The organism is Actinomadura rugatobispora (assembly GCF_042656285.1).
Taxonomy (GTDB): Bacteria; Actinomycetota; Actinomycetes; order Streptosporangiales; family Streptosporangiaceae; genus Spirillospora; species Spirillospora rugatobispora.
Window position 1 is genome coordinate 25,026 of the sequence record NZ_JBHSON010000020.1, and the last position, 23,068, is coordinate 48,093.

A 23,068-nucleotide genomic window follows, 5' to 3' on the forward strand; every position below is an offset into this window, starting at 1 on the left:
CCGATGTGCGGGATCGTTGGCTTCGTTGGACTCGACCTCCCGGCAGACCGGCGGCTGGAGATCATCCGCCGCGGCATGCGGGCCATCGCGCATCGCGGACCCGACGAGACCGGCGTCTACCACAGCCGCGACTACACCCTCGGCACGGTGCGCCTCTCGGTCATCGACCCGCTGCTGGGCCACCAGCCGATGGTGACCGACGACGGCCGGTACGTGGTCGGCTTCAACGGTGAGGTGTTCAACTACATCGAGCTGCGGCGGGAGTTGCGGGACGCGGGGATCCGGTTCCACACCAACTCCGACACCGAGGTGCTGCTGCAGAGTCTCGCCCACTGGGGGCGCGGCGCGCTCGACAGGCTGAACGGCCAGTACGGGCTGGCCTTCTACGACCGGTTGACACGCGAGCTGGTGCTGGCCCGCGACCCGTTCGGCGAGCGTCCCCTCGTCTACACCGAGACCGGCGGCGGCCTCGCCTTCGCCTCCGAGATCAAGGGGCTCTTCGCGCTGCCGGGGGTCGCGCGCGAGATCGATCCCGGCGCACTCCGCCGGGCCGCCCGCTACTGGAGCCCCTTGGCGGGGGAGACGTGCTTCCGGGGCGTGGCGTCGATCCCTCCCGGGCACCTGCTGTCCATCCGGGACGGCCAGGCCGAACTCGTCCGCTGGTACCGCGGGCTGGACGAGCGGGGCGCGCCGCCGGAGACGTTCGAGGAGGGCGTGGCGGGCCTGCGCGAGCGGATGGCCGACTCCGTCCGGCTGCGGCTGCGCGGCGACTACCCCCTCGGCGCGTACATCAGCGGAGGCGTCGACAGCGCGGTCACCGCCTCGCTCGTGGGCCGGCTGCACGACGAGCCGCTGCGGACCTTCTCGCTGGAGATCCCCGATTCGCCGGTCGACGAGGAGCCCTACCAGCGCGCCCTGGTCGACCGGCTCGGCTCGCGGCACAGCACGGTGAAGGTCACCGGCGCCGACGTCAGGGAGCGGTTGCCCGGCGTCGTCCACCAGTGCGAGCAGCCGTTCCACCTCACCGCGCCCGTGGCGTACGCGATCCTGGCCGGGCACGTCGGGGCCTCGGGGACGCGGATCATGCTGGGCGGCGAGGGCGCCGACGAGATCCTCCTCGGTTACGACATCGCCAAGGAGGCCATGATCCTGGATCGGCTCCGCGACACGGCGCCCGCCGAGCTCGCCCCGCTGCTGGAGGGCGTGCTGAGCGACGTCCGGCACAGCGACAGCACCCCGGCCGCGGAGATCCTCTCCTTCTACGCCGGCCGGCTGGGCGGCGAGGACGCGGCCCTGGGCGCGCATCTGCGCCGCTTCGAGGCCGAACCGGTCGACGAGCTGTTCACCGCGGGGGAGGACGCGGGCGGGCACGCGGCGCTGCTGGCGTCGCTGCGCGAGGCCGTGCCGGGCTTCGACCGGGCCGCCCCGGCGGAGCGGTCGGCCCTGGTGGACCTCTACACCTTCCTCATCGGCTACGGCATGACCTGCCTCGGAGACCGGGCCGGGACGGGGTGCGGCGTCGAGGGCCGCTACCCCTTCCTGGACCGGCGGCTGGTCGAGTACGCCTACGCCCTGCCCCGCGAGTGGAAGCTGAACGACGCCTACCGGGAGAAGCACATCCTGCGGGCGGCGTTCGCCGACGAGATCCCGGCGCCGATCGCCGCCCGCGGCAAGTTCGGCATGCGGGTGCCGGGCGTGGAGGCGCTGCTCCCGAGCGGGGAGGACGACTGGGTGTCCGACGTGCTGGCCCCGGAGTCGGTCCGCGCGACGGGCTTCCTGGACGCGGCGGCGGTCGACCGGCTGGCGCGGCGGGTGGCGGAGGGCGTGCCGGACGGCCGCTCCGCGGCGGCCGGCCTCTACGTGCGCGTGCTGACCATCCTGCTGATGGAGCGGTCGCTGGTCCGCGACTACCGGGTCCCGGACGCCGACATCGACTCGATCATGAAGCGGTGCGTGGACGGCGACGAGGAGGTGCGGTGACATGGGCGATCCCGGCATGGACCCCGGCCTGGACGATCTGCGCGACACCGCCGGCGCCGTTCTCGACGAACTGGTGCGCTTCCTCGCCGACTCGCGGTCGGGCGAGCGCCCGGTGGTCTCGACGGCCCCGATCGACGAGGTGGAGAAGCTGCTGGAACTCGGCCGGTGGACCCGTGAGGGGGGCATGGACGCCGAGGACCTCGTGCGGTTCGTGCGGACGTACTGCGGCCTCGGGGCGGCCTACCACCATCCGGGCTACCTCGCCCACCAGATCGCCCCGTCCGACACGCCGGGGATCGTGGCCGACCTGGTCCAGTCCGTCCTGAACAACGCGCCGCTGATCTACGAGCTGACCCCGCCGGGCGCCGCCGTCGACCGCGCGGCCTGGCGCTGGATGCTGGCCAGGGCGGGCTGGGGCGAGAGCGGCACCGGCACCCTCACCCACGGCGGGAGCCTGGGCAACCTGATCGCCCTGGTGGCGGCGCGCGGCCGGGCCGACGAGGACTCCTGGCGGCGCGGCAACCGGGGCCGCCTCGTCGTGCTGGCCGCGCCGAGCGGGCACTACTCGCTGCGCAAGGCCGCGGCCGTGATGGGGCTCGGCGCCGACGGGGTGCGGCCGCTCCCCGTCGACGCCCTCGGCCGCATCCTGGTCGACCGCGTTCCCGAGGAGATCGCGGCGGCGCGGCGGCGGGGCGAGCGGCCGATCGCGCTGGTCGCCAACGCCTGCGCCACCGGCACCGGCCTGTACGACGACCTGGCCGGTCTGGCGGGCGTCTGCCGCGAGCACGCCCTCTGGCTGCACGTGGACGGCGCGCACGGCGCGTCGGCGCTGGTCTCGGACCGGTACCGCCACCTCATGGCGGGCCTGGAGGGAGCCGACTCGCTCACCTGGGACGCGCACAAGATGCTGCGCGCGCCGGTGCTGACCACCGGGGTGCTGTTCCGCGAGCGGGAGTCCTTCGACGGGCTGTTCGAGCAGGACGCCAGCTACCTCTTCGAGCCGCGGATGCGGGACGTCGACCCCGGGCAGCGCACGTTCGAGACCACCAAACCGCCGATCGGCCTCCGGATCGTGCTGGCGCTGGCGATGCGCGGCGAGCGGGGGCTCGCCGAGTACGTCGACCGGCAGTACGACCTCGCGCACCGGGCGTGGGAGAGCCTGCGGGAGACGCCCGGGTTCGAGCTGCCGTACGAGCCGGAGAGCAACGTGCTGTGCTTCCGCTACGGGCCGGCGGGGGACCGGCAGCTCGACCTTCGCCGCCTGATCAACGAGGACGGCGGCTTCTACCTGTCCTCGGTCCGGATCGGCGAGGCGGCGCACCTGCGGGCCGCGTTCATGTCGCCCACCACCGGCGCCGAGGACGTCGACGCCCTGGGAGCCGCCACCGCCAGACTGGCCGCCGCCCTGCGGCCCTGACCGCGCCCGATCGAACCAGCCCGCGACCGCCCTGACCAGCACCGTCCGTACTGGAGGACCGGCCCGTGTCCAGTTTCCCCGAAGGCCCCCCGAGCCACCTCGCGCCCGGGATCGACCCGCACGTGGCGAGCATCGCCCGCATCTACGACGCCTACCTCGACGGCAAGGACCACCTGCCGGTCGACCGGGAGACCGCCGAACGCGTCGCGCGGCGGACGCCGTGGGCCAAGCCCGCGGCCCGGTACAACCGCATGTTCATGGTCCGCGCCGTCGAGGACGCCGTCCGCGGCGGGATCCGGCAGGTCGTCGACATCGGGAGCGGGATGCCGACCGAGCCCAGTTCGTTCAGCGTCGCCCGCGCCGTCGACCCGGCCACCGTCGTCGTCGGTTTCGACAACGACCCGGCCGTGCTGGCGCGGGCACGGGGACTGGAGGATCAGGGCGTGCGGATCCTGGAGGGCGACATCAGGGATCCGCGGCGGATCGCGGCGGGGCTGGAGCCCCTGATCGACTGGACGCGCCCGGTCGCGCTGGTGGCCACCGCGGTGCTGCAGTTCGTGCCCGACCGGCTGGACCCGGTCGGCCTGCTGCGCGTGCTGAGCGACCGGCTGTCGCCCGGGAGCCGGCTGGTGTTCTCCCACTCCTCCACCGACGGCACCGCCCCGGAGGTCGTCGCCGGCGTGGAGGAGGTCTACGGGCGGAGCGCGACCGCCCCCATCACCTACCGCAGCGACGAGCGGATCATGGAGTTCCTCGCGGGCATGAGGCTCCTGGAACCCGGGCTCGTCGCCGTCCAGGACTGGCTGGGGCCCGACCGTCCCGCGCCCCCGGCCGGCCCGGCCGTGCGCGTCGCGGCGGCCGTCGGCGACCTGGACGGTTGGCGGGCGCCCGGCCCCGCACGCGAGGCCGCCCCGGGGGAGCACCCCCGGGGCGGCTCGCCGGCACCCGCGGTCAGACGGCGCTCAGGTAGCGGCCGCGCTCCCAGTCCGACACCTGGGACCGGTACGCCTCGTCCTCCCGCCGCGCGATCGCGCACAGCAGCTCGACGTACTCCTTGCCGAGCACCTCCTGCGCGAACCGGCTGTCGCGCAGCCGCCCGGCCGCGTCGGCCAGATGGATGGGGAGCGGCTCCGCCCCCGGCGCCGTGTAGGCGTCCGTCGACGCCTGGGGGTCCGGCTCGGTCCGCTCGGCGATGCCCGCCAGCCCGGCGGACAACTGGTACGCCTGGACCAGATAGGGATTGGCGTCGGCCGCCGCGACCCGGCTCTCCCACCGGGTGCCGTGGGCGTGCCGGGCCAGGCCCCGGATCGCCACCGAACGGTTGTCGATGCCCCACGTCAGGTTGACCGGGGCGAACGAGTGCTCGGCCAGGCGCTTGTAGGCGTTGGGAGTCGGCGCCGCGATGAGATGCGCTTCGCCCGAGTAGCGCAGCAGGCCCGCCGCGTAGTGCCGCGCCGTCTCGCTGAGCCCCTCGCCCTCGGCGTCGTAGAAGACGTTCTCGGTCCGGCCCGGGCGCCACAGGCTCTGGTGGACGTGCAGACCGCTCCCCGACAGGTCCCCGAACGGCTTGCCCATGAAGGTGGCCAGGCGGCCGTGCCGTTCGGCGAGCTGCTTGACGGCGTAGCGGAAGAACAGCAGGTCGTCCGCCGCCGAGAGCGGGTCCGACGGGGTCAGGTTGATCTCGACCTGGCCGGGCGCGTACTCGCCCCCGCACGCCTCCACCGGCACGCCCGCCTCCTCCAGCGCCGCGCAGATCTCCGCCAGCAGCGGCTCCAGCCGCACGTTGTCGTGCAGGCTGTAGACGGGATTGCGGTCGGAGTCGGGCCGCAGAGTCTCGCGGTCGAGGACGTAGAACTCGGTCTCCAGCGCGAAGAACGGGTCGTAGCCCGCCTCCACGCAGCGCCGCTGCGCGTCGCGCAGGACGGTGCGGGGCGAGAGCCGGACCGGCCCGCCGCGGCCGTCCACCAGGTCGCAGAACACCAGCGCGGTACGGGGCTTCCACGGGACCGTCCGGAGCGTTCCCAGGTCGGGCCGCAGGAAGACGTCGGAGTACCCGTTCTTCCAGTCGTAGTCGCTGATCTCCAGGACTTCCATCGCGTAGTCCCAGGCCAGCACGGCCGAGGAGAGGCCGACATCGCCGGCCAGCCCGTTCTCCCGGAACGAGGCGAGAGGGAGCCGCTTGCCGCGCAGCGCACCGGTCACGTCCGGCGTCGCCAGCTCCACGGTGTCGATCCCGTGGGCGGCGAGGAACTCGTCATGGTCCTGAGTCATCCCGTCCCGCCCTTCCGAAGGGGACCGTGGTCCCGGAGCCGTACGGAGGAGACCGAGTGGTCGTCCCTCTTGGTCACCAGCAGATCGGCGAAGCCCCTGCTGGGGACGATGTTCTCGCGGGCGTTGACGATGTTGACCTCTTCCCAGACGCGCTCGACCATCGCTCTCGACTCCTCCCGGGTCATGGTCCACGCGGGCTGGGTCACTTCCCGCATGCGCTCGGTAATCAGTTGCATGGCGCGGTCAAGGTACCAGGCGCGCACGGCGTCGGGGGCGGCGTCGAGGTAGAGCGTCACGTCGAAGGCACCCTCGGCGACCGCCTCCGCCGTGTCCGGCCGCATCAGCGTGGCCACGTAGACGCCCTCCACCAGGACGACGTCGGGGTCGCGGAGGTGCTGCGCGGCGTCCGGGACGATGTCGTACGAGTGGTGCGAGTACACCGGGACCCTCACCTCGGGCGCGCCGCGCCGCAGCTCGTCCAGGAACTCGCCCGCCCGGCCCAGGTCGTAGGACTCGGGGAACCCCTTGCGGTGCATGATGCCCCGCTCCCGCAACTCGCGGGCCGGCAGGAGGAACCCGTCGGTGGCCACGATCTCGATCCGGCACGGCGCGGCGCCGCTGTCCATCAGCCGGGCCAGGATCCGGGCGGTGACGCTCTTGCCCACGCCGACCCCGCCCGTCAGGCCGATGACGAACGGGCGCCGCGCGCCCGCGCCGCCGGCCCGGGCGGCGCGCGCCGCCTCGGCCAGCCGGGTCAGGTGCCGGGCGACCGGGGCGTAGGTCACGGCGACCGCGGGGGCCACCCCGTCCACGGCCGCCGCGGCGTCCAGCTCGGCGGGGGTCGGCGCGGCGCCGGTCGCGAACTCAGTGGGCACGGTCCCTCCCCTCGGAGCCGGCGCCGGCCTCCTCGGGGACCGGGAAGTGCCCGTCGAGGGCGCGCTCGGTGGCGGCGCGGCTCTCGTGCAGCACGCCGATCATCCCCGCCCGGGCCGCCCCGGCGACGTTGTCGGCGAGGTCGTCGACGAAGACCGCCTCGTGCGGGGCCACCCCCAGCCGCCGGGCGGCGTGCCAGAAGATCTCCGGCTGCGGTTTGCGCAGGCCGATCTCGCCGGAGATCAGCACCTGGTCGAAGGCGCCGTCGATCAGCGTCCGGGGGTAGTCGTTGCCCCAGCTGTTGGACAGCAGCGCGGTGCGGTGGCCCCGGTCGCGCAGCCGCCGCACCGCGGCCAGCAGCCGCAGGTCCACCTCGAAGTGGCCGAACAGCCGCCCCATCAGCCCGGACGGCTCCACGGCCACCCCCGAGACGCGGCGCAGCCGCAGGGCCAGCGCCCGCTCGAAGGTCTCCGGGCCGACCTCACCGCGCTCCAGCGCCGTGATCATTCCGCTGCCGGCCTGCTCGCCGACCCCCGCCCCGCGCAACTCGGCGAGGACGTCCATGACCGCCGCCACGTCCAGTCCCTCGCTGCGCGACCATGCCGCCACCGACGACTCGAAGCCGGTGGTGAGCACGCCCACCCAGTCGATGACCAGCGCGCGCGGCCGTACCGCCGTCGCTGTGATGATGCCCTCCGCTCCCGTCCTTTCGGACGCTCTGCGATCACGGGTAATGCGTCACCAGGTCCGGATACAGCCGCACCATCTCGGTCGCCAGGAACCGCGCGGGCACGTCGTGGAACGTCCCGTGCGTCTGGACGTAGCTGAGGAAGCGCTGCCCCGAGTTGTCGAACTGCTGCAGCATCGCGTCGGACTCGCCGTCGAACTCCAGCGGCGGCACGCCCGCGCGCCGGCACATGGCGCTGTCGAAGATCGGGGTGACCTTGACCCACCGCCCGTGCAGGAGCACCTCCGCGTAGCCGTGCCAGGCGAACACGTCGGTCCGCATCGCCTTGCGGAGCCGCCGGTTGCTGAGGTGGTTGCGGACGTCGGCGAACGCGGGCCTGGCCGCCAGTCCGGACGCCCGGCACAGCGCCGTGTAGACCGCCGACTTCCCGACGCAGTAGCCGAAGCCCGCGGCGAGCACGCTGCTGGCCCGGTAGGTGGACAGGTCGCGGAAGTAGTCGGCGGTGGTCTGGGCTCCGGGCCCGCGCTCGCCGGGCGGGAACCCGTAGCGGATGTCGTCGCGGACGGCGTAGTAGAAGGCGCGCGCCTTCTCCGCGGGCCCGGTGGCCGGGCCGGCGATCGCCTCGGCGGCGGCGCGGATGCTGGGATGGTCGCTGTCGACGTATTCCGCCGGCCTCCGGTACACCAGGACGCGGTCGGTCTGCAGGGCGTCCTCGTTCCGCGTGCCGCCGCCCTCACGCGTGCCGCCGTCGGTTCGCGTGCCCCCTTCGTCCCGCGTGCCGGTCTCGGCCCGCCTTCCCCCAGTGCCGGCAGCGCCGCCGGGTGCGCCGCTGTCGGGTGTGCCGCTTTCGGTCCTCACGAGGTCCTCCTCGCCTCGGCTTGCCGGTGCCGCGGGAGGGCGCCCGCCGCCTGGAACCAGGCGGCCCCCCGCGCGCCCTCGACGTCGTCGAGCAGTCCGGCCAGGTCGGTGTTCCACAGGAGCAGGGATACCCCGAGCACGGCCTGGCGGTTCTGATGGCCGTCGCGGCCCGCCCGGGTGAGGTGCAGCCGGTGCCCGGCCGGCAGGGTGGGCACCTCGGCGGGACGCTCACCGGCCCTGACCGGCACCCACAGCCAGGCGGCCAGCGTGCCGCCCGGACGGGGCGGCGGGACCTCCAGGCCCGCCTGCATCCGCAGGTTCGCCACTTCGAGGTTGGTCCCGGCGTGCACCCGGGCCATCTCCGAGAGCAGGGCCCCCGGGGCCCGCGCGGCGGTCTCCAGGACGACCGGCTCGCCGGAGCCGGTGAGCACGAACTCGGTGTGCGCGACGAAGGAGCCGTCCGCGCCCAGCGCGTCGATGACGCGCGCGTTCAGCTCCCGGGCCTGCGCGGTCAGAGGGTGGTCCGCGGGCACCGTGTACCCGCCGTAGCGCACCCCGTCCTCCAGCCCGAGCAGCGGACCGAGGTAGCCGCCCGCCTGGACGTGCTCGATCCGCCCGTCCCGCACCAGCGCGTTCACATGGTGCAGGCTCCCGTCCAGGTGTTCCTCGACCTGCCAGCCGGGCTCGCCGTCGTGCGCGGCCAGCCAGTCCGCGAGCGCGGACTCCGAGGCGATGATCTCCACGCCGCGCGAGTTCGCCTCGCGGCACGGCTTGACCACCGCGGGCAGGCCGACCGCGCGCGTCACCTCCGCGCGAGCGTCCGGCGAGTTCCGGACCGCGGGGGCGAACGGGAGGAACCTGGGGACCCGCACGCCCGCCGCGCGGAGCCGCTCCTTCATCAGGACCTTGTCGAGGTAGTGCGCCGGGACCGCGGGGTGCCGCGCCGGCAGGCCGAGGGCGGCCCGGAGCCGCGCGCACGCCTCGACGCAGTACTCGTCGTTGGCGACGACCTGCAGTGGCCCTTCCGACGCCATCCGGCGGAGGAGGCCCTCCCAGCCGTCCCGGTCCGCCGCGACGACCTCGGGCACGGGGCCGGGGGCGTCCTCGCGCACGACCGGCCCGGACGTCCCGTCCCGCAGCACGAGGACGCTGAACCGGTCGGCGGGGAAGGCTTCGCGCAGGTCCGCGGTCAGCGGCTGCCGGGACTGGAGCACGACGATCCGCTCCCCGGCCCCCCGCGCCCCGGGAGTCATGGGCCTTCGATCCTCAGGACGGCGCAGGACCAGCTGAACCCCGCTCCGACACCCAGCAGCGCGACCGTCTGGCCCGGTGCCAGAAGCCCCTGCGTGTGCAGCCGGTGCAGCCCGGCGATCTGGTCTCCGGCGCCCAGGTGGCCGACGGTGCGGCCCCAGCTCCACAGGGTGGACTCCAGCGGGATCTCCAGCGGATCCAGGTAGTAGGTGCGCAGCTCGTGGAGCCCGATGAAGGGCAGGACCCAGTGGTCGATCTCCTTCTTGTGGACCTTCGCCTCCTCCAGGGCGGGGGCGACGGTGGCGGCGGCTCCGGCGGTGAACCTGCCGGCCACCTCCTTGAGGTCGTTCCTGGACAGGTACTCGCGCTTGCGCTGCCGGAACGACGGCGTGAAGTCGGAGTTCGGCCGCTCGACGTACCCCGCGTCGCCGCGGTGCAGCCCTTCCAGCGAGGAGTCGCAGCGGATGGTCAGGGAGAGGATCCGGGCGAAGCCGCGTTCGCGCGAGAGCAGCAGCGCGGTGGCGCCGTCGCCGGGGATCAGCCCGTCGTCGTAGTTCCAGCGGCCGCCGGGCAGGTCCCCGAACCGGTCCCCGGTGGTGACCAGCGCGGCGGAGCCGCCCCGGGCCTGCAGGTACGCGACGGCCAGGTCCAGGGAGGTGAGGCCGCCGTTGGACCGCTGGCCCACCTCGAGCACGGGGGAGTGGCCGCCCACGGCGGACCGGTGCACGTACGCGCCGGCGTGCCATCCGCTCAGCCCCTGATTGGAGATGAAGGCATAAAGCGTCAGCGCCACGTCCTCGGGCGCGTGCGATGAGGCGGCGATCGCGTCCCTGGCGGCCTGCGCCGCCATTTCCGCGGGAAATCCCTCGTTGCTGACGGCAATGGATTCCAGCTGCGTTTCTTCGAGGTCCTCGGCGGAGTAGAGCCCGTCGGCGACGACCTGGCTGAGCGGTATAGACGGTGGTATGCGCACTCCCGTGCCACCGATATGGAAGTCGCTCAGAACCATCATCGCCCTTTCGAAGTACGGGAATGGTGGCGCAAGGCTAACCAGGGGCGGTTCCGCCAGTCGAGATCTTCGGCGGGCGGAACGCGGCGGCCGTCCGAGCCGCCGCGCAATTGTGTCAACCGCCGGGCGGTGCGGGTCCCGCCGGCGGGACGGCCCCGGCGGCGCCGTGTGGGTCCGGGGCGCCGGGGTTAGTGTCCTCCGGGAGAGGGGCCGCCCCCGCGGACTCCCGGAAAAGGAACGGAGGGGGCCGCACATGCAGACCGATGAGTACGATCTCCCGCTCAACGCTCCCGACGCCGCCGCCGTCACCGCGCTCCGGCGGTCGGTCGGCCGACTGCTCCGCTTCCGGCACGGAATGCTCGATCCCGTGGAGCCGTGGACGGCCGCGGGCGAGCCGTTCCCTCTGGCCTCGGTCCTGGACGCCTACGTCGGCGCGCTGAGCACCGAAGCGGGCATCGCGGCCGAGTCGGGCGCGAGGTTCGCGGCCGCCCGCCGCGGCTTCGCCGGGCTGGCGCTGACCGACCGCGAACGGGACCACGTCGAGGCGGCCGGGCTGCTGCTGGCGGGCGACCTCGGCGCCGCGGGCGCCGTCCTGGCGCGGATCTCGATGCGGCACCCGCGCGACCTCATCGCCCTGGCGGTCGGCCACCAGGTCGACTTCCTGCGCGGCGACGCGGTCGCGCTGCGCGACCGGATCGGGGCGGTGCTCCCGTTCTCCGGGGAGGATGATCCGCACTACGGGTGCCTGCTCGGCATGTACGCCTTCGGCGCCGAGGAGAACGGGCACTGGGAGTACGCCGAGGAACTGGGCAGGCGGGCCGTCTCCCTGGACGCCGAGAACGTCTGGGCGATCCACGCGGTCGCGCACACCTACGAGATGCGGGCCCGGGGCGACGACGGTCTGCGCTGGATCGAGGAGCGGCGCGGTCAGTGGGACGGCGACAACTACATGCGCCTGCACATCGCCTGGCATCATGCCCTGTTCCTGCTGGAGGCGGGGGACGCCGACGCCGTGCTGCGGATCTACGACCGGACGCTGGCGCCGGAGAAGACCTCCGGGACCGCGCTGGAGATCCTCAACGGATCCTCCCTGCTGTGGCGGCTCCACCTGGCCGGAGCCGACGTCCACGACCGGTTCACGGAGCTGGCGAAGGCGTGGCGCCCGCGGGCGGGCGAACCGTGGTGCGCCTTCAACGACTGGCACGCCGCGATGTGCTTCGCGGGCGCGGGCGACGCGGACGCCGCCGCCGAGCTGCTGCGCTCCCGCGAGAGGTACGCCGCGGAGGCCGGGAGCGCGGAGGCCGAGAACGCCGCCGTCACCGCCGCCGTCGGGCTCCCGGTGTGCCGGGCGATCGTCGCCTTCGCGCGCGGCCGCCATCGGGAGGTCCTCGACCTGCTGATGCCGGTCCGGCGGGAGCTGTACCGGTGCGGCGGCAGCCACGCGCAGCGCGACGTCGTCCACCAGACGCTGCTGGAGGCGGCGCTGCGCGCGGGACGCCGCGACGAGGCCCGGACGCTCGTCGGGGAGCGGCTGGCCGTCCGGCCCGCGAGTCCCTTCAACCGGCGCAAGAAGCTCGAGCTGACCGCGACGGCGGACGCCTGAACGGCGGATGCCCGCCCCGGAATTCCTGAACTCTGAACGGCCGATACGCGTGAACAGCCGACAGGAGGATCGTTCGATGACCATGTCCACGACTGGGACGGGCGGGGCCGAGACGCAGGCTCCGTACGGTTCGGGCGCGGCGCAGGCGACCAGCCGCAAGCGCGTCCGCGTCCACCATTTGCGGCAGATGAAGGAGCGGGGCGAGGTCTGGCCCATGCTCACCGCCTACGACATGTACGTCGCGAAGATCTTCGACGATGCGGGCATCCCGGTGATGCTCGTCGGCGACTCGGCCTCGAACAACGTCTTCGGGTACGAGACCTCCCTCCCGGTCACCGTCGAGGAGCTGCTGCCCCTGGTCCGGGCCGTGACCCGCGCGACCTCCCGGGCCCTGATCATCGCCGACCTGCCGTTCGGGTCCTACCAGGCGTCCCCCGAGCAGGCGCTGGCCGCGTCGGTCCGCTTCATGAAGGAGGGCCGGGCGCACGCGGTCAAGCTGGAGGGCGGCCGCCACTACGCCGAGCACGTCGAGGCGCTGGTCGCCGCCGGCATCCCGGTCGTCGGGCACCTGGGGTTCACCCCGCAGAGCGAGCACATGCTCGGCGGCTACCGGGTGCAGGGCAGGGGTGACTCGGGGGAGGAGATCCTCGCCGACGCGCTCGCCCTCGAACGGGCCGGCGCGTGCGCCGTGGTGCTGGAGATGGTGCCGGCCTCGGTCGCCAAGCGGGTGACGGCGGAGGTGCGCATGCCCACGATCGGGATCGGCGCGGGCCCCGACTGCGACGCGCAGGTGCTGGTGTGGCAGGACATGGCGGGCCTGCGCACCGGCAGCCTCCCCCGGTTCGTCAAGCAGTACGCCGGGCTCGCCGAGACGCTGTCCGACGCGACGCGGCGGTTCGCCGAGGACGTCCGGGCCGGGACGTTCCCCGGCCCAGAGCACTGCTTCGAATGACGTCCGTCGACAACGCGGCGGGGCCGACCCAGTCGGCGTTCCGGCGGGTGATGGGCGCCTTCCCGACGGGGGTGACGGTCCTGGCCGCGATGGCCGGCCGCAGCCCGCGGGGCATGACCGCCAACGCCGTGCTGTCCCTGTCGCTGGACCCGATGCTCGTGCTGGCCGCGGTGAAGCGCGGCGGGCGCTTCGCGAGCACCATGGCGGGCGTCCGGGAGTTCTCCGTGAACGTGCTGGCCGAGCAGCAGCGGGAGATCGCCGACTGGTTCGCCTCGCCCGTGCGGTACGAGGCGCCCGACGAGTTCGCCGCGGTGGCGTGGCGGCGGTCGCGGCGCACCGACGCCCCGCTGCTGGAGGGCGCCGCCGCCCACCTGGACTGCCGCGTGGTGGAGCTGACGCCGGGCGGCGACCATGTCGTGCTGGTGGGCGAGGTTCTGGACTGCGCGGCCGACCATGACCGCAGCCCGCTGGTGTGGTTCGGCGGCGGGTACTGCGGCCTCGACCGTGCGGCGGGAGTCCGCGGGGACGGCGGCCCGCGGGCCTGACCGCGGCGGGCCGAACGGCGAGCCCGTCCCGCCCGGGTGGGCGGGACGGGCTCGTTGCCGCGTCCGGGGCTCCGCCCGCCGTCCCGCTGGCGGGACGGTGCCGGAGATTCTCACGGCCGCGCAGCCGTACGCAGCCGTGCGCGGCCGTACGTGAAAACCGCCGCTCATTCCGGAAAGGCGCTCGGGTAGGCGTCCCTGTAGCTGGGCACCCCCGGCCATCCCTCGGCCCGCAGGAGTCCGCCCAGCGCCGCGCGGACGAAGACGTCCCCCGCCACCGCGAGCAGATCCTGGAAGGCGGCGAAGTCCGGCTCCCTCTCGCCGAGCGACGCGGCGAACGCCGCGTCGCCGTCGGTCAGGGTGTGGACCGGCCGGAGGGTGCGGGCCATGCCGTCGTGGGCGGCCGTGGCCAGCCTGCCGCACCGGCCCCGATCGAGGCGCGCGTCGGTGGCGAGCACCGCCAGCGTCGTGCTGCGCGGCACCCTCCGGTACCCGGTCGTCACCGCCGCCGGTTCCGCGGACCGGGGACGGCGCAGTCCGGCGAACGCGCCCGGCAGCCCGTAGCGCGCCCCGTACAGCTCCCCGGTGCCCGGGTCGACCGGGGAACCGCTGGCGTTCACCACCGCGAGCGCGGCGACGGTGAAGCCCGCCGGCGTGATGGCGCTGGCGGTGCCGACGCCGCCCGCCAGACCGCCGGCGACGGCGCCCGTGCCGGCCCCGACCGAGCCCTGCGCGACCGGCCCGTCCGTCGCCTCCTCGCAGGCGCGGGCGCCCATGGCGGCGTCGGGCGCGGCGCGGAACCGCCCGCCGCGGCCCAGATCGAAGATGCTGGCCCCCGGCACCAGCGGGATCCGCTCGGTGCGGTCGGGGCCGGCGACCAGGCCGTGCCCGTGGTCGGCCAGCCAGCCGGTGACCCCGGCCGTCGCGGCCAGGCCGAAGACCGAGCCGCCCGACAGGCTGATCGCGTGGACGCGCTCCACCAGGTTGCGCGGATCGAGCAGGTCGGTCTCGTGGGTGCACGGCGCTCCGCCGGACACCTCGACCCCCGCCACCGCCCCGTCCGGCGGGAAGAGGACGACCGTCACCCCCGTCCGCCACCCGTCGCCCCGGCGCTGGACCTGGCCGACCCGCACACCCGCCACGTCCACCAGCGAGTCGGCGGGACCGGTCCGCGGCATGGCGACCTCCCCGCCCTCGGTGCCCTTCGTCGTCGGCATCGCCGGCCTCCCGCCCGCTCCGTCGTTTTCTCGTCCCGCCAATGGTGCAAGGATGCGATACGGGACGAGAAGGCATTTCCCGTCGAACCGGTGATTCCGCCGCCCGCCATTGCGGACATCGAGCGAAGAGGGCCTGATGGATTTCGCGGAGACGCTGATTTCCCTGGAATACGAACTGTGGACCGCGATGACCGCGCCGACCCGCCGCGAGGCGTTCTTCGAGGAGCGCCTGATCGACGAGGGCGGCCTCACCGTCATGGCACCGCTGTGCATGATCGACCGGGAGACCGTCCTCAAGGAGGCGGCGGCGGCACCGCCGGTGCTCGAGTTCGAGCTCGACGACCCCCGCGTCATCCGCCAGACCGACGACAGCGCCCTGGTCGTCTACATGATGACCCACCGCCGCGAGGGCCATCCGAAGCTGGTCGGGGGCGTGACGAGCGCCTACCTCCGCCGCGACGGCAAGTGGTGGCTCGCCTACCACCAGGTCACCCCGTACGGCGAGGCGTGAGGCCCCGTCCGCCCGGCCCGGCCGGCCGAGCGGCCGGAACGATCGCGCCCGGTCCGGCGGTGTCTCGCCGGCGAGACACCGCTCCGCGGGCCGGGGCGGATACGGAGGTGGAGCCGTGACCGAGCAGACCGTCCGCCCGCGCAGGGCGCCCGGACCGCGGGGCCTGGAGACGCTGCGGGCCGCGGGGCTGATCCGCACCGATCCCCGCGCGGCCTTCGAGGGGCTCGCCGGCCGCTACGGGGACGTGGTACGGCTCGATCCGCCCGGAATGCCGCCGTACTTCCTGGTCAACGGCCCCGAGGCCGCCGCCCGCGTGCTGGTCTCCGAGCAGGGCCGGTACCGCAAGACGCCCAACGCGCGGCTGCTCGCGCGCGGCCTCGGGCAGGGACTGCTCGCCAACGACGACGCGTCCTGGGCGGGGCAGCGGCGCGCGGTCCAGCCCCTGTTCGCGCGGCGCCACATGGGTCGCTTCGCCGCCCACATGGCCGCGGCGCTGGCGAGCGCGACCGCGGAGTGGGACGGCCGGCCGGACGGCGAGCGGATCGACATGACCGAGGAGATGAACGTCCTGTCGCTGGGCGTGGCCGGCCGCGCGCTGTTCGGCACCGACCTGACCGGCGACGCCGAGGCGGTCCACGAGGCCATCGACGACGTGCTCCGGGCGATCGGCGACGCGATGCGGTCGGTGCTCGCGTGGTGGCTGCCCGCGCGGTTGCCGGGCGTGTCGCTCGACCGGGCCCTGCGGCTCCAGACGGTGCGCTGGCGCCGTCTCGACCGGGCGTCGGCGGCGCTGGACGCGATCGTCGGGGGCATGGTGGAGGAGCGGTCCACCGCCGCCGAACCCGATCCGGGCGACCTGCTCGGGCTCCTGCTGCACGGCCGGGACGCCGCCGGCGCACCGCTGATGAGCCGGGCCAGGGTCCGGGACGAGCTGAAGACGTTCCTGCTGGTCGGGCACGACACCACCGCCACCGCGCTGGCCTGGACCTGGTACCTGCTCGCGCTGCACCCGGAGGCGCGGTCGCGGCTGGAGGCCGAGGTCGACGGGTTCTTCCGCGCGCGGGAACGGTCCGGCCGGGAGCGGCCGGTCGAGGACGCGGCGGAACTGCCGTGGACGGCCGCGGTGGTCCAGGAGTCGATGCGCCTGTTCCCGCCGTCCTGGCTGATCGAGCGGCAGTGCGCGCGAGCCGATGTGATCGGCGGGTTCGCGGTGCCGGCCGGGGCCACGGTGGCGGTCTGCCCGCATCTCCTGCACCGCGACGCCCGCGTCTGGCCGGATCCAGGGACCTTCGACCCGGCGCGCTTCCTGCCCGGCCAGGACGCGGACAGGGACCGCACCGCCTACATCCCCTTCGGCGCCGGGCGGCGCCAGTGCATCGGGCTGGGTTTCGCACTCCTCCAGGCGACGCTGACGGTCGGGACGCTGTCCCGGCGGTTCGCCTTCGACCTGGTGCCCGGGACCGAGGTCGAGGCCGAGGCGACGCTCACGCTCCGCCCGCGAGGCGGCCTGCCGATGGTGCTGCGGCGGCGTCCGGACGGGGCCGCCGCCGGCCGATGAGGCTTTCGGATCGAGTGAAGGGGGACTCGCCCATATGCGGATCTGCACGCGGCGCATCACCGGCCCCAGCGCGTGGGTGGGGGCGGATTTCCAGCCGTCGGACTGGGTGGTCACGCTCGAGCCCGCCGAGCGCGACGAGCTCCTCCAGGCCCTCCGCGGCCTGCCCGCGGACCGGCCGCCGGCGCAGGTGACGGCCGCCGACTTCCCGCTGCCCCGCCTCGCGCCGAAACTGGCCGAGCTGGTGCGGGAGCTGGAGTTCGGCCGCGGTTTCGCCGTGCTGCGGGGCGTCCCGATCGACCTGCCGCCGGCCGAGCAGTACCTCCTGTACTGGGGGATCGTGGCGCACATGGGCACCGCCGTCACGCAGAACGCCCGCGGCGAGCTGATCTCCCACGTGACCGACTACGGCAAGGGCGACCTGAGCGACAACGCCGTCCGGATCTACGAGACCAGCGCGGTCGTGCCCTTCCACACCGACAGCTCCGACATCACCGGCCTGCTGTGCCTGCGCGACGCCAGGGAGGGCGGCGCCAGCGTGCTCGCCTCGTCCACGACGATCCACAACCGGCTGCTGGAGGAGCATCGCGAGCTGCTGGGCGTCTACTACGTCGGGTTCGTCTACGACCGCCGCACCGAGGAGGAGAGCGGCGAGGCCCCCTATTACCGCAATCCCGTCTACGGGTATTTCGGCGACGTGCTGAGCTGCCGCTACTACATCCGCCACTACATCGAATCCGCGGTGCGGAAGTCGCGCATCCCGCTGACCGATATGGAGCGGCTGGCGTTGGACCTTTTCGAGGAGATCGCGCACACCGAGCGCAACCAGGTGAGCATGGAACTGCGTCCTGGCGACCTCCAGTTCGTCAACAACAACGTCGTCGTGCACTCGCGGACGGCCTTTCGTGACTCGCCCGGCCACCGCCGCGACCTGCTGCGGATCTGGTTCAATACCCCGCACGCCCGGAAGATGCCGGAGGGTTTCGCCAGATTCCGTTTCGGCATGCCGCTCATCGCGGAGAACGAGTGAGCGCCGCCTGGTCGCCGATCTTCGCCCGCGGTCGGGAACATGACATTCTGTCGCTGTGGATCCACTCAGCATCGAAGGCGCGTTTCTGTTCACTCCGCGCGTGCATTCCGACCATCGCGGTTCGTTCCATGAGGTGTTCCGGGCGGGAGAATTCAGCGAGGCCACCGGTCACTCGCTGACGACGGCGCAGACGAACTTCTCCGTCTCCGCCCGCGGCGTCCTGCGCGGCGTGCACGTCGCCGAGGTTCCGCCCGGTCAGGCCAAGTACATCACCTGCGTCCACGGCGCGATCCTGGAGGTGGTGGTCGACCTGCGCACCGGTTCCCCCGGGTTCGGGCGCTGGGAGGCGGTCCGGCTGGACGACGAGAACCGCCGCTGCCTCTACCTCGCCGAGGGGCTGGGCCGCGCCTTCATGGCCCTCACCGACGACGCGAAGATGCTGTACATGTGCTCGGAGCCGTACGCGCCCGGGCGCGAGCACGCGGTCGATCCGCTGGATCCCGAACTCGGCATCCGGTGGCCCGAGGACATCGAGCCGATCCTGTCGGCCAAGGACGCGGCCGCGCCCTCGCTCGCCGCCGTGCAGGAGTCGGGAGTGCTGCCCGGTTACAAGGACTGCCTGGAGTACTACGCCAGGACCGGCAGCCCGGCCTGACGGGCCGGGCCGACCGACCGGCCCGGCCGGCCGCCCGGCCTGAACACGCCCCCGGCCCGCGTTCCGCTCAGCGCAGCGCGGGCCACGCCTTGTGGAGCATGTCGCGCCAGTGCGGCATCGGCTCCAGCCCGGCCTCCGCCCAGCGGTCGTGTCCCAGCACGCTGTAGGCGGGACGGGGCGCCGGACGCTGGAAGTTCGCGCTCGTCGTCGGGCGCACCCGGTCCGGGTCGAGCCCCAGCAGGGCGAAGACCTCGCGCGCCAGCCCGTACCAGGTCGTGCGCCCCGCGGCGGTGCCGTGGTAGACGCCCGCAGGGGCGTCCGACAGCGCCAGCGCGATGATCTGGTCGGCGAGAGCGCCCGTCCACGTCGGCTGGCCGTGCTGGTCGTCGACCACCTCCACGGTGTCGCGCTCGGCGGCCAGGCGGATCATCGTGCGGACGAAGCTGGGGCCGTGCGCCCCGTACAGCCACGCGGTGCGCACCACGTGCCCCTGCCCGGTGCCCAGCACGGCCATCTCGCCGGCGAGCTTGGTACGGCCGTAGGCGTTCACCGGCGCGGTGGCCGCGTCCTCGGGGTAGGGGGAGTCGCAGCGGCCGTCGAGGACGTAGTCGGTGGAGATCTGCACCAGCCTGGCGCCGCTGTCCGCGCATGCCGCCGCCAGGACGCCCACGGCGGTGCCGTTGACGGCCAGCGCGGCGTCCTCGTGGGCCTCGGCGTCGTCCACGGCCGTCCACGCCGCGCAGTTGACCACCACCGCGGGCCGGACCCGCCGCAGCGCCTCGTGCACGCCGTCCGGCTCGCACAGGTCGAGGTCGGCGCGGGCCATGGGGGCGACCTCGTGGCCGCGCGCCCGCAGCCGGTCCACCAGGTCCGTGCCGAGCATCCCGGCCGCTCCCGTCACCATCCACGTCATGTGCACCCTCCAGGTCGTTCGGGCCGTCGCCGCGCCGGCCGGTTCCGCCGCGCGGTCATCTGCTGATCTGCACCCTGCTGTGGTCGCCCAGGACGAGCCGGTGCGCGTTGGGCACCCGCGGCGCCGGGACCACCCGGGCCTCCCTGCCGATGAGCGACGACTCGATGCGGCCGACGCCGTCGATGCGGGCGCCGCGCAGCACGATCGAGTACTCGATCTCGCTCCCGATGACGGCGCAGTCGCGGTCGATGGAGGTGAACGGCCCCACGTAGGAGTCGCGGACCAGCGAGCCCGGACCGAGCACGACCGGGCCGACGACGCGCGAGCCGAGGACGCGGGCGCCCGGCCCCACCTCGACCCGGCCGATCAGCTCGCTGGCCTCGTCCACCTCGCCGTCCACCGACGGCTCCAGGCCCTCCAGGACGAGCCGGTTGACCTCGAGCATGTCGGCGACGTTGCCGGTGTCCTTCCAGTACCCGGAGACCAGCGTGGACTCCACCCGGTGGCCGCGGTCGATCAGCCACTGGACGGCGTCGGTGATCTCCAGCTCGTTCCGCCGGGACGGGCGGAGCGCGGCCACCGCCTCGTGCACCGCGGGGCCGAAGAGGTACACCCCCACCAGGGCCAGGTCGCTCCTCGGCCGCTCGGGCTTCTCCTCCAGCCTCACCACGCGGCCGTCGGCGTCCAGCTCCGCCACGCCGAACGGGCGCGGATCGGCAACCTTGGTCAGCAGGATCTGCGCGTGGGGCCGCTCCCGCCGGAACCGGTCCACGAGGTCGTCGATGCCGCCCACGATGAAGTTGTCGCCCAGGTACATGACGAAGTCGTCGTCGCCGAGGTACTCGCGGGCGATGAGGACGGCGTGCGCGAGCCCGCGCGGCGCGTCCTGGCGCAGGTAGGTCACCTCCAGGCCGAACCTGGACCCGTCGCCGACCGCGTCCCTGATCTCTGGTTCCGTGGCGCCGACGACGATGCCGACCTCGCGGATGCCGGCGTTCCGGATGGCCTCCAGCCCGTAGAACAGCACGGGCTTGTTGGCCACCGGCACCAGCTGCTTGGCGAAGCTGTGGGTGATCGGCCTCATCCGGGAGCCGGAGCCGCCGGCCAGGACGAGGGCCTTGATCCGGCGTCCCGCCGCGGGGCGCGCGGGTCCGTCGACCGTGGACATCACCGGCCTCCTTCACTGGGTTCTCGTGCGGTCGCGGTCGTCGTCAGGGTCTTCGGGACGGTCGTGTCCGGGGGAGCGGGCCCGGCCCGGCCGGCGACGCCGGCCCGCGTCAGCCGTCCGGCCTGCGGCGCGGTCATCGCCGTGGTCACCAGCGTCATGATCACGAGGATGCCGAAGAGGCCGGGGGAGATGATCCCGGCGTCCACCCCGATCTTGAGCAGGATCAGCTCCGTCACTCCGCGGCAGTTGAGCAGCAGCCCCAGGGCCAGCGCCGTGGTCCAGGGCCAGCGGTCCGCGCGGGCGGCGAGGGCCGCGCCGCCCAGCTTGGTGGTGATCGCGACGGTGACGAAGGCCAGGCACCACAGCCAGTGCCCGGTGCCGCCGCCCGCGCCGGTCAGGTCGGTGCGCATGCCGATCTCCAGGAAGAACAGCGGCAGCAGGGCCGTCGCGGAGAACCGGCCGAGCCGCTCGGCGGCCCGCACGGCGCCGGGGGAGCGGCGGGGCAGGACCGCCCCGAAGACGAACGCGCCGAACGCGGCGTGCACCCCGATGGCCTCGGTGGTGGCGGCGGCGATCACTCCGCCCGCCATGACCACCGTCAGCGCCACCGCCGACCCGTCCTCGCCGACCGGCCCCGGCCGTTCCAGGACGCCGCGCAGCGCCGCCCGCACGGCCGTCACCATGACGGCGACGAACAGCGCCGCGAGCAGGACGACCGTGGCGCCCGACCCCCCGCCGGTGGCCGCCAGCCCCAGGCAGATCGCCGCCAGCGACCACACGACCAGGTCGGTCGCGGCGGCGGTCCCGAGCGCGAACGAGCCGATGGGCGTGCCGCTCAGTCCGGTGTCGGCGAGGATGCGGGCCAGGACCGGCAGGGCGGTGACGCTCAGCACCGCGCCGAGGAAGATCGCGTAGACGGGGAAGGCGATGCCCCGCCCCGCGTAGACGGCGTAGGTCGGCACGGCGATCAGCAGTCCCGCGGCGAGCGGGAACCCCAGCGCCGCGTAGCCGACGGTCATCAGCGACCGGCGCGCCGTCCGCAGCAGCCCGAGATCGAGTTCGGCCCCGGCCGCCACCATGAACAGCACCAGGCCCAGCTGGGCGAGCCCTCCCATCTTCTGCAGGGATTCCGCGGGGAAGATCCACTCCATGGCGTCCGGCGCCACGGCCCCGAGCAGCGAGGGGCCGAGCAGGAGGCAGACCGCGATCTCGCCGAGCACGGCGGGAGCGCGGAACCGCTGCGCGACCATTCCGCCCAGCCGCGCCGCCCCGAGCACCACCGCGATCGCCAGGAGCAGGTGGAAGCCCTCGCCACCGGGCACGCCGGCCCCCGTGAGGGCGTCCGGGCCGTCCCGTCCGGCCGGTGCCAGCCACCACGCCACGCCCGCGGCCACGACGACCAGCACGGACGTCCCGGCGAAGACGAGGGCGGGGGAACGCCTGCCCTTCGAGGCGGCGCGCGGCGATTCCAGCGTCATGGCGACGTTCTCCTGGATGAGGCGGGTCCGGATGCGGCTCGGCCCGCGGAAGGGGGCACGATCGTGCGGTGTCCGGGTGAGGGACGGCGCCGTGCCGTCCCTCACCAGAGATACGGGATGGCAGAGGCGCGGCGCCACAGCGGCGACGCCGGCGGCGGGCCCCGGCCGGTCGTCCGGCTCATGGCGCTCGCGCCTCCTCCTGGTGCCGGACGGGCGGCGGGACCGCCCGGGCCCGCCGGGGCGGCCGGACGACCAGGGCGAGCCCGAGCAGGATCACCGCGGCCCCGCCCAGCTCGGCGGCGCCGGGCCGCTCGCCGAGCCAGACCCACGCCGCGCTCATGCCCACGACCGGCACCGCCAGCGAGAAGGGCGCGATGAGGCCCGCCGGATAGTGCCGGAGCAGCGTGTTCCACGTGCCGAACCCCACCAGGGTGGCCAGGGCGACCAGGTACGCCAGCGCCAGCGTCGCGCCCGGCTCGAACGAGGTCAGCGCACCGGCGACCGCGTCATGCCCCTCCACCAGGTACGACAGGGCGGCCAGCGGCAGCGGCGGGATGACGCTGGACCACACCAGGAGCCCGAGCCCGGCGGGGGCCCCGGAGGCGCGCGTGCACACGTTGGCGGCCGCCCAGCACACGGCCGAGGCCACCACCAGCAGGAACGGGCCGAGGGGCACCGAGTCGCCGCCGCCGGCCGCGAACAGCCCGAGGTCGGCGGTGGCGACGGCCGTACCGGCGACGTGCCGGCGGCCGAGGCGCTCGCCCACCAGCACGGCGGCCATCAGCAGGGTGAACATCGCCTGGGACTGCAGCACCAGCGAGGAGAGCCCCGCGGGCATGCCCAGATTGATCCCCAGGAACAGCAGCCCGAAGTTGCCGACCCCGAGGAGGAAGCCCACGGCGACGATCCACCGCCACGCGACCGGCGGGCGCCGGACGAACAGGATCGCGGGCACCGCCGTCAGGGCGAACCGCAGCGCGGCCAGCAGCAGCGGCGGGAACTCGCGCAGCGCGACGTCGATGATGACGAAGTTGACGCCCCAGATGACCACCACGACGGCGGCCAGGCCCGCGTGGCGCGGCTGTACGCCGTCCACC

The 23,068-nt window shown here is 74.1% G+C and carries 20 protein-coding genes and 1 pseudogene; 10 read left to right on the forward strand and 11 right to left on the reverse strand.

Annotated features, from left to right (window positions below; translation table 11 throughout):
• Positions 1-3 precede the first annotated feature (3 nt).
• From asnB to ACFPZN_RS16215, 3 genes and pseudogenes are all read left to right on the forward strand, one after another.
• On the forward strand, positions 4-1,980 hold the full coding sequence (gene asnB, locus ACFPZN_RS16205; RefSeq protein WP_378282791.1) for an asparagine synthase (glutamine-hydrolyzing): 1,977 nt from the start codon (positions 4-6) through the stop codon (positions 1,978-1,980).
• Position 1,981: 1 nt separating this feature from the next.
• Positions 1,982-3,397 (forward strand): pyridoxal phosphate-dependent decarboxylase family protein, encoded by a 1,416-nt coding sequence (locus ACFPZN_RS16210; protein ID WP_378282792.1) that lies wholly within the window; start codon positions 1,982-1,984, stop codon positions 3,395-3,397.
• Positions 3,398-3,519: 122 nt separating this feature from the next.
• A pseudogene (locus ACFPZN_RS16215) lies at positions 3,520-4,203 on the forward strand (SAM-dependent methyltransferase); the annotation flags it as partial.
• Between the two features lie 145 nt (positions 4,204-4,348).
• On the opposite strand, the gene ACFPZN_RS16220 reads toward ACFPZN_RS16215, so the two are convergent.
• The 6 genes from ACFPZN_RS16220 to ACFPZN_RS16245 are packed head-to-tail and all read right to left on the reverse strand — an operon-like array spanning position 4,349 to position 10,350.
• Positions 4,349-5,668 (reverse strand): glutamine synthetase family protein, encoded by a 1,320-nt coding sequence (locus tag ACFPZN_RS16220; RefSeq protein ID WP_378282793.1) that lies wholly within the window; start codon positions 5,666-5,668, stop codon positions 4,349-4,351.
• Entirely contained in the window at positions 5,665-6,543 is an 879-nt protein-coding gene (locus tag ACFPZN_RS16225; RefSeq protein WP_378282794.1) for a type I pantothenate kinase, read from the reverse strand. The genes ACFPZN_RS16220 and ACFPZN_RS16225 overlap by 4 nt, the downstream gene beginning before the upstream one ends.
• Positions 6,533-7,276: an HAD family hydrolase gene (locus tag ACFPZN_RS16230; RefSeq protein ID WP_378282890.1), complete on the reverse strand. Its 744-nt coding sequence runs from the start codon at positions 7,274-7,276 to the stop codon at positions 6,533-6,535. The genes ACFPZN_RS16225 and ACFPZN_RS16230 overlap by 11 nt, the downstream gene beginning before the upstream one ends.
• Positions 7,266-8,087, reverse strand: coding sequence for a transglutaminase-like domain-containing protein (locus ACFPZN_RS16235; protein WP_378282795.1), 822 nt, complete (start codon positions 8,085-8,087; stop codon positions 7,266-7,268). Before ACFPZN_RS16235 ends, ACFPZN_RS16230 begins: the two co-directional genes overlap by 11 nt.
• Positions 8,084-9,340, reverse strand: a complete 1,257-nt coding sequence (locus tag ACFPZN_RS16240) for an ATP-grasp domain-containing protein (RefSeq protein WP_378282796.1) — start codon at positions 9,338-9,340, stop codon at positions 8,084-8,086. Before ACFPZN_RS16240 ends, ACFPZN_RS16235 begins: the two co-directional genes overlap by 4 nt.
• Entirely contained in the window at positions 9,337-10,350 is a 1,014-nt protein-coding gene (locus ACFPZN_RS16245; protein ID WP_378282797.1) for a ketoacyl-ACP synthase III family protein, read from the reverse strand. Before ACFPZN_RS16245 ends, ACFPZN_RS16240 begins: the two co-directional genes overlap by 4 nt.
• Positions 10,351-10,600: 250 nt before the next feature.
• On the opposite strand from ACFPZN_RS16245, the gene ACFPZN_RS16250 reads away from it, so the two are divergent.
• The 3 genes from ACFPZN_RS16250 to ACFPZN_RS16260 all read left to right on the forward strand — a co-directional run bounded on the left by ACFPZN_RS16250 (position 10,601) and on the right by ACFPZN_RS16260 (position 13,447).
• Complete coding sequence (locus ACFPZN_RS16250) at positions 10,601-11,950, forward strand: tetratricopeptide repeat protein (RefSeq protein ID WP_378282798.1); 1,350 nt, start codon at positions 10,601-10,603, stop codon at positions 11,948-11,950.
• An 82-nt stretch (positions 11,951-12,032) separates the two neighbouring features.
• Positions 12,033-12,902 carry a 3-methyl-2-oxobutanoate hydroxymethyltransferase gene (panB, locus tag ACFPZN_RS16255; RefSeq protein ID WP_378282891.1) on the forward strand — a complete coding sequence of 290 codons (870 nt, stop codon included), beginning with the start codon at positions 12,033-12,035 and terminating at the stop codon, positions 12,900-12,902.
• Entirely contained in the window at positions 12,899-13,447 is a 549-nt protein-coding gene (locus tag ACFPZN_RS16260) for a flavin reductase family protein (protein WP_378282799.1), read from the forward strand. The genes panB and ACFPZN_RS16260 overlap by 4 nt, the downstream gene beginning before the upstream one ends.
• Positions 13,448-13,611: 164 nt before the next feature.
• Here the strand turns inward: ACFPZN_RS16260 and ACFPZN_RS16265 are convergent, their stop codons facing one another.
• On the reverse strand, positions 13,612-14,661 hold the full coding sequence (locus ACFPZN_RS16265; protein ID WP_378282800.1) for a P1 family peptidase: 1,050 nt from the start codon (positions 14,659-14,661) through the stop codon (positions 13,612-13,614).
• Between the two features lie 136 nt (positions 14,662-14,797).
• Between ACFPZN_RS16265 and ACFPZN_RS16270 the strand changes: the two genes are divergently transcribed.
• The 4 genes from ACFPZN_RS16270 to ACFPZN_RS16285 all read left to right on the forward strand — a co-directional run bounded on the left by ACFPZN_RS16270 (position 14,798) and on the right by ACFPZN_RS16285 (position 18,412).
• Positions 14,798-15,172 (forward strand): DUF4440 domain-containing protein, encoded by a 375-nt coding sequence (locus ACFPZN_RS16270; protein ID WP_378282801.1) that lies wholly within the window; start codon positions 14,798-14,800, stop codon positions 15,170-15,172.
• A 115-nt stretch (positions 15,173-15,287) separates the two neighbouring features.
• Entirely contained in the window at positions 15,288-16,730 is a 1,443-nt protein-coding gene (locus ACFPZN_RS16275; protein WP_378282802.1) for a cytochrome P450, read from the forward strand.
• Positions 16,731-16,764: 34 nt separating this feature from the next.
• Positions 16,765-17,757: a TauD/TfdA family dioxygenase gene (locus ACFPZN_RS16280; protein WP_378282803.1), complete on the forward strand. Its 993-nt coding sequence runs from the start codon at positions 16,765-16,767 to the stop codon at positions 17,755-17,757.
• Positions 17,758-17,812: 55 nt separating this feature from the next.
• Positions 17,813-18,412, forward strand: a complete 600-nt coding sequence (locus ACFPZN_RS16285; RefSeq protein WP_378282804.1) for a dTDP-4-dehydrorhamnose 3,5-epimerase family protein — start codon at positions 17,813-17,815, stop codon at positions 18,410-18,412.
• A 67-nt stretch (positions 18,413-18,479) separates the two neighbouring features.
• Here ACFPZN_RS16285 and rfbD read toward each other — a convergent pair whose 3' ends face one another.
• The 4 genes from rfbD to ACFPZN_RS16305 form a co-directional block, all read right to left on the reverse strand.
• A complete protein-coding gene (gene rfbD / locus ACFPZN_RS16290; protein WP_378282805.1) occupies positions 18,480-19,325 on the reverse strand; it encodes a dTDP-4-dehydrorhamnose reductase in 846 nt (281 codons plus the stop codon).
• A 55-nt stretch (positions 19,326-19,380) separates the two neighbouring features.
• Positions 19,381-20,448 (reverse strand): glucose-1-phosphate thymidylyltransferase, encoded by a 1,068-nt coding sequence (locus ACFPZN_RS16295; RefSeq protein ID WP_378282892.1) that lies wholly within the window; start codon positions 20,446-20,448, stop codon positions 19,381-19,383.
• A gap of 44 nt (positions 20,449-20,492) precedes the next feature.
• On the reverse strand, positions 20,493-22,076 hold the full coding sequence (locus ACFPZN_RS16300) for a cation:proton antiporter (RefSeq protein ID WP_378282806.1): 1,584 nt from the start codon (positions 22,074-22,076) through the stop codon (positions 20,493-20,495).
• 73 nt (positions 22,077-22,149) lie between these two features.
• Positions 22,150-23,067 carry an EamA family transporter gene (locus ACFPZN_RS16305; protein ID WP_378282807.1) on the reverse strand — a complete coding sequence of 306 codons (918 nt, stop codon included), beginning with the start codon at positions 23,065-23,067 and terminating at the stop codon, positions 22,150-22,152.
• Position 23,068: the final 1 nt, after the last annotated feature.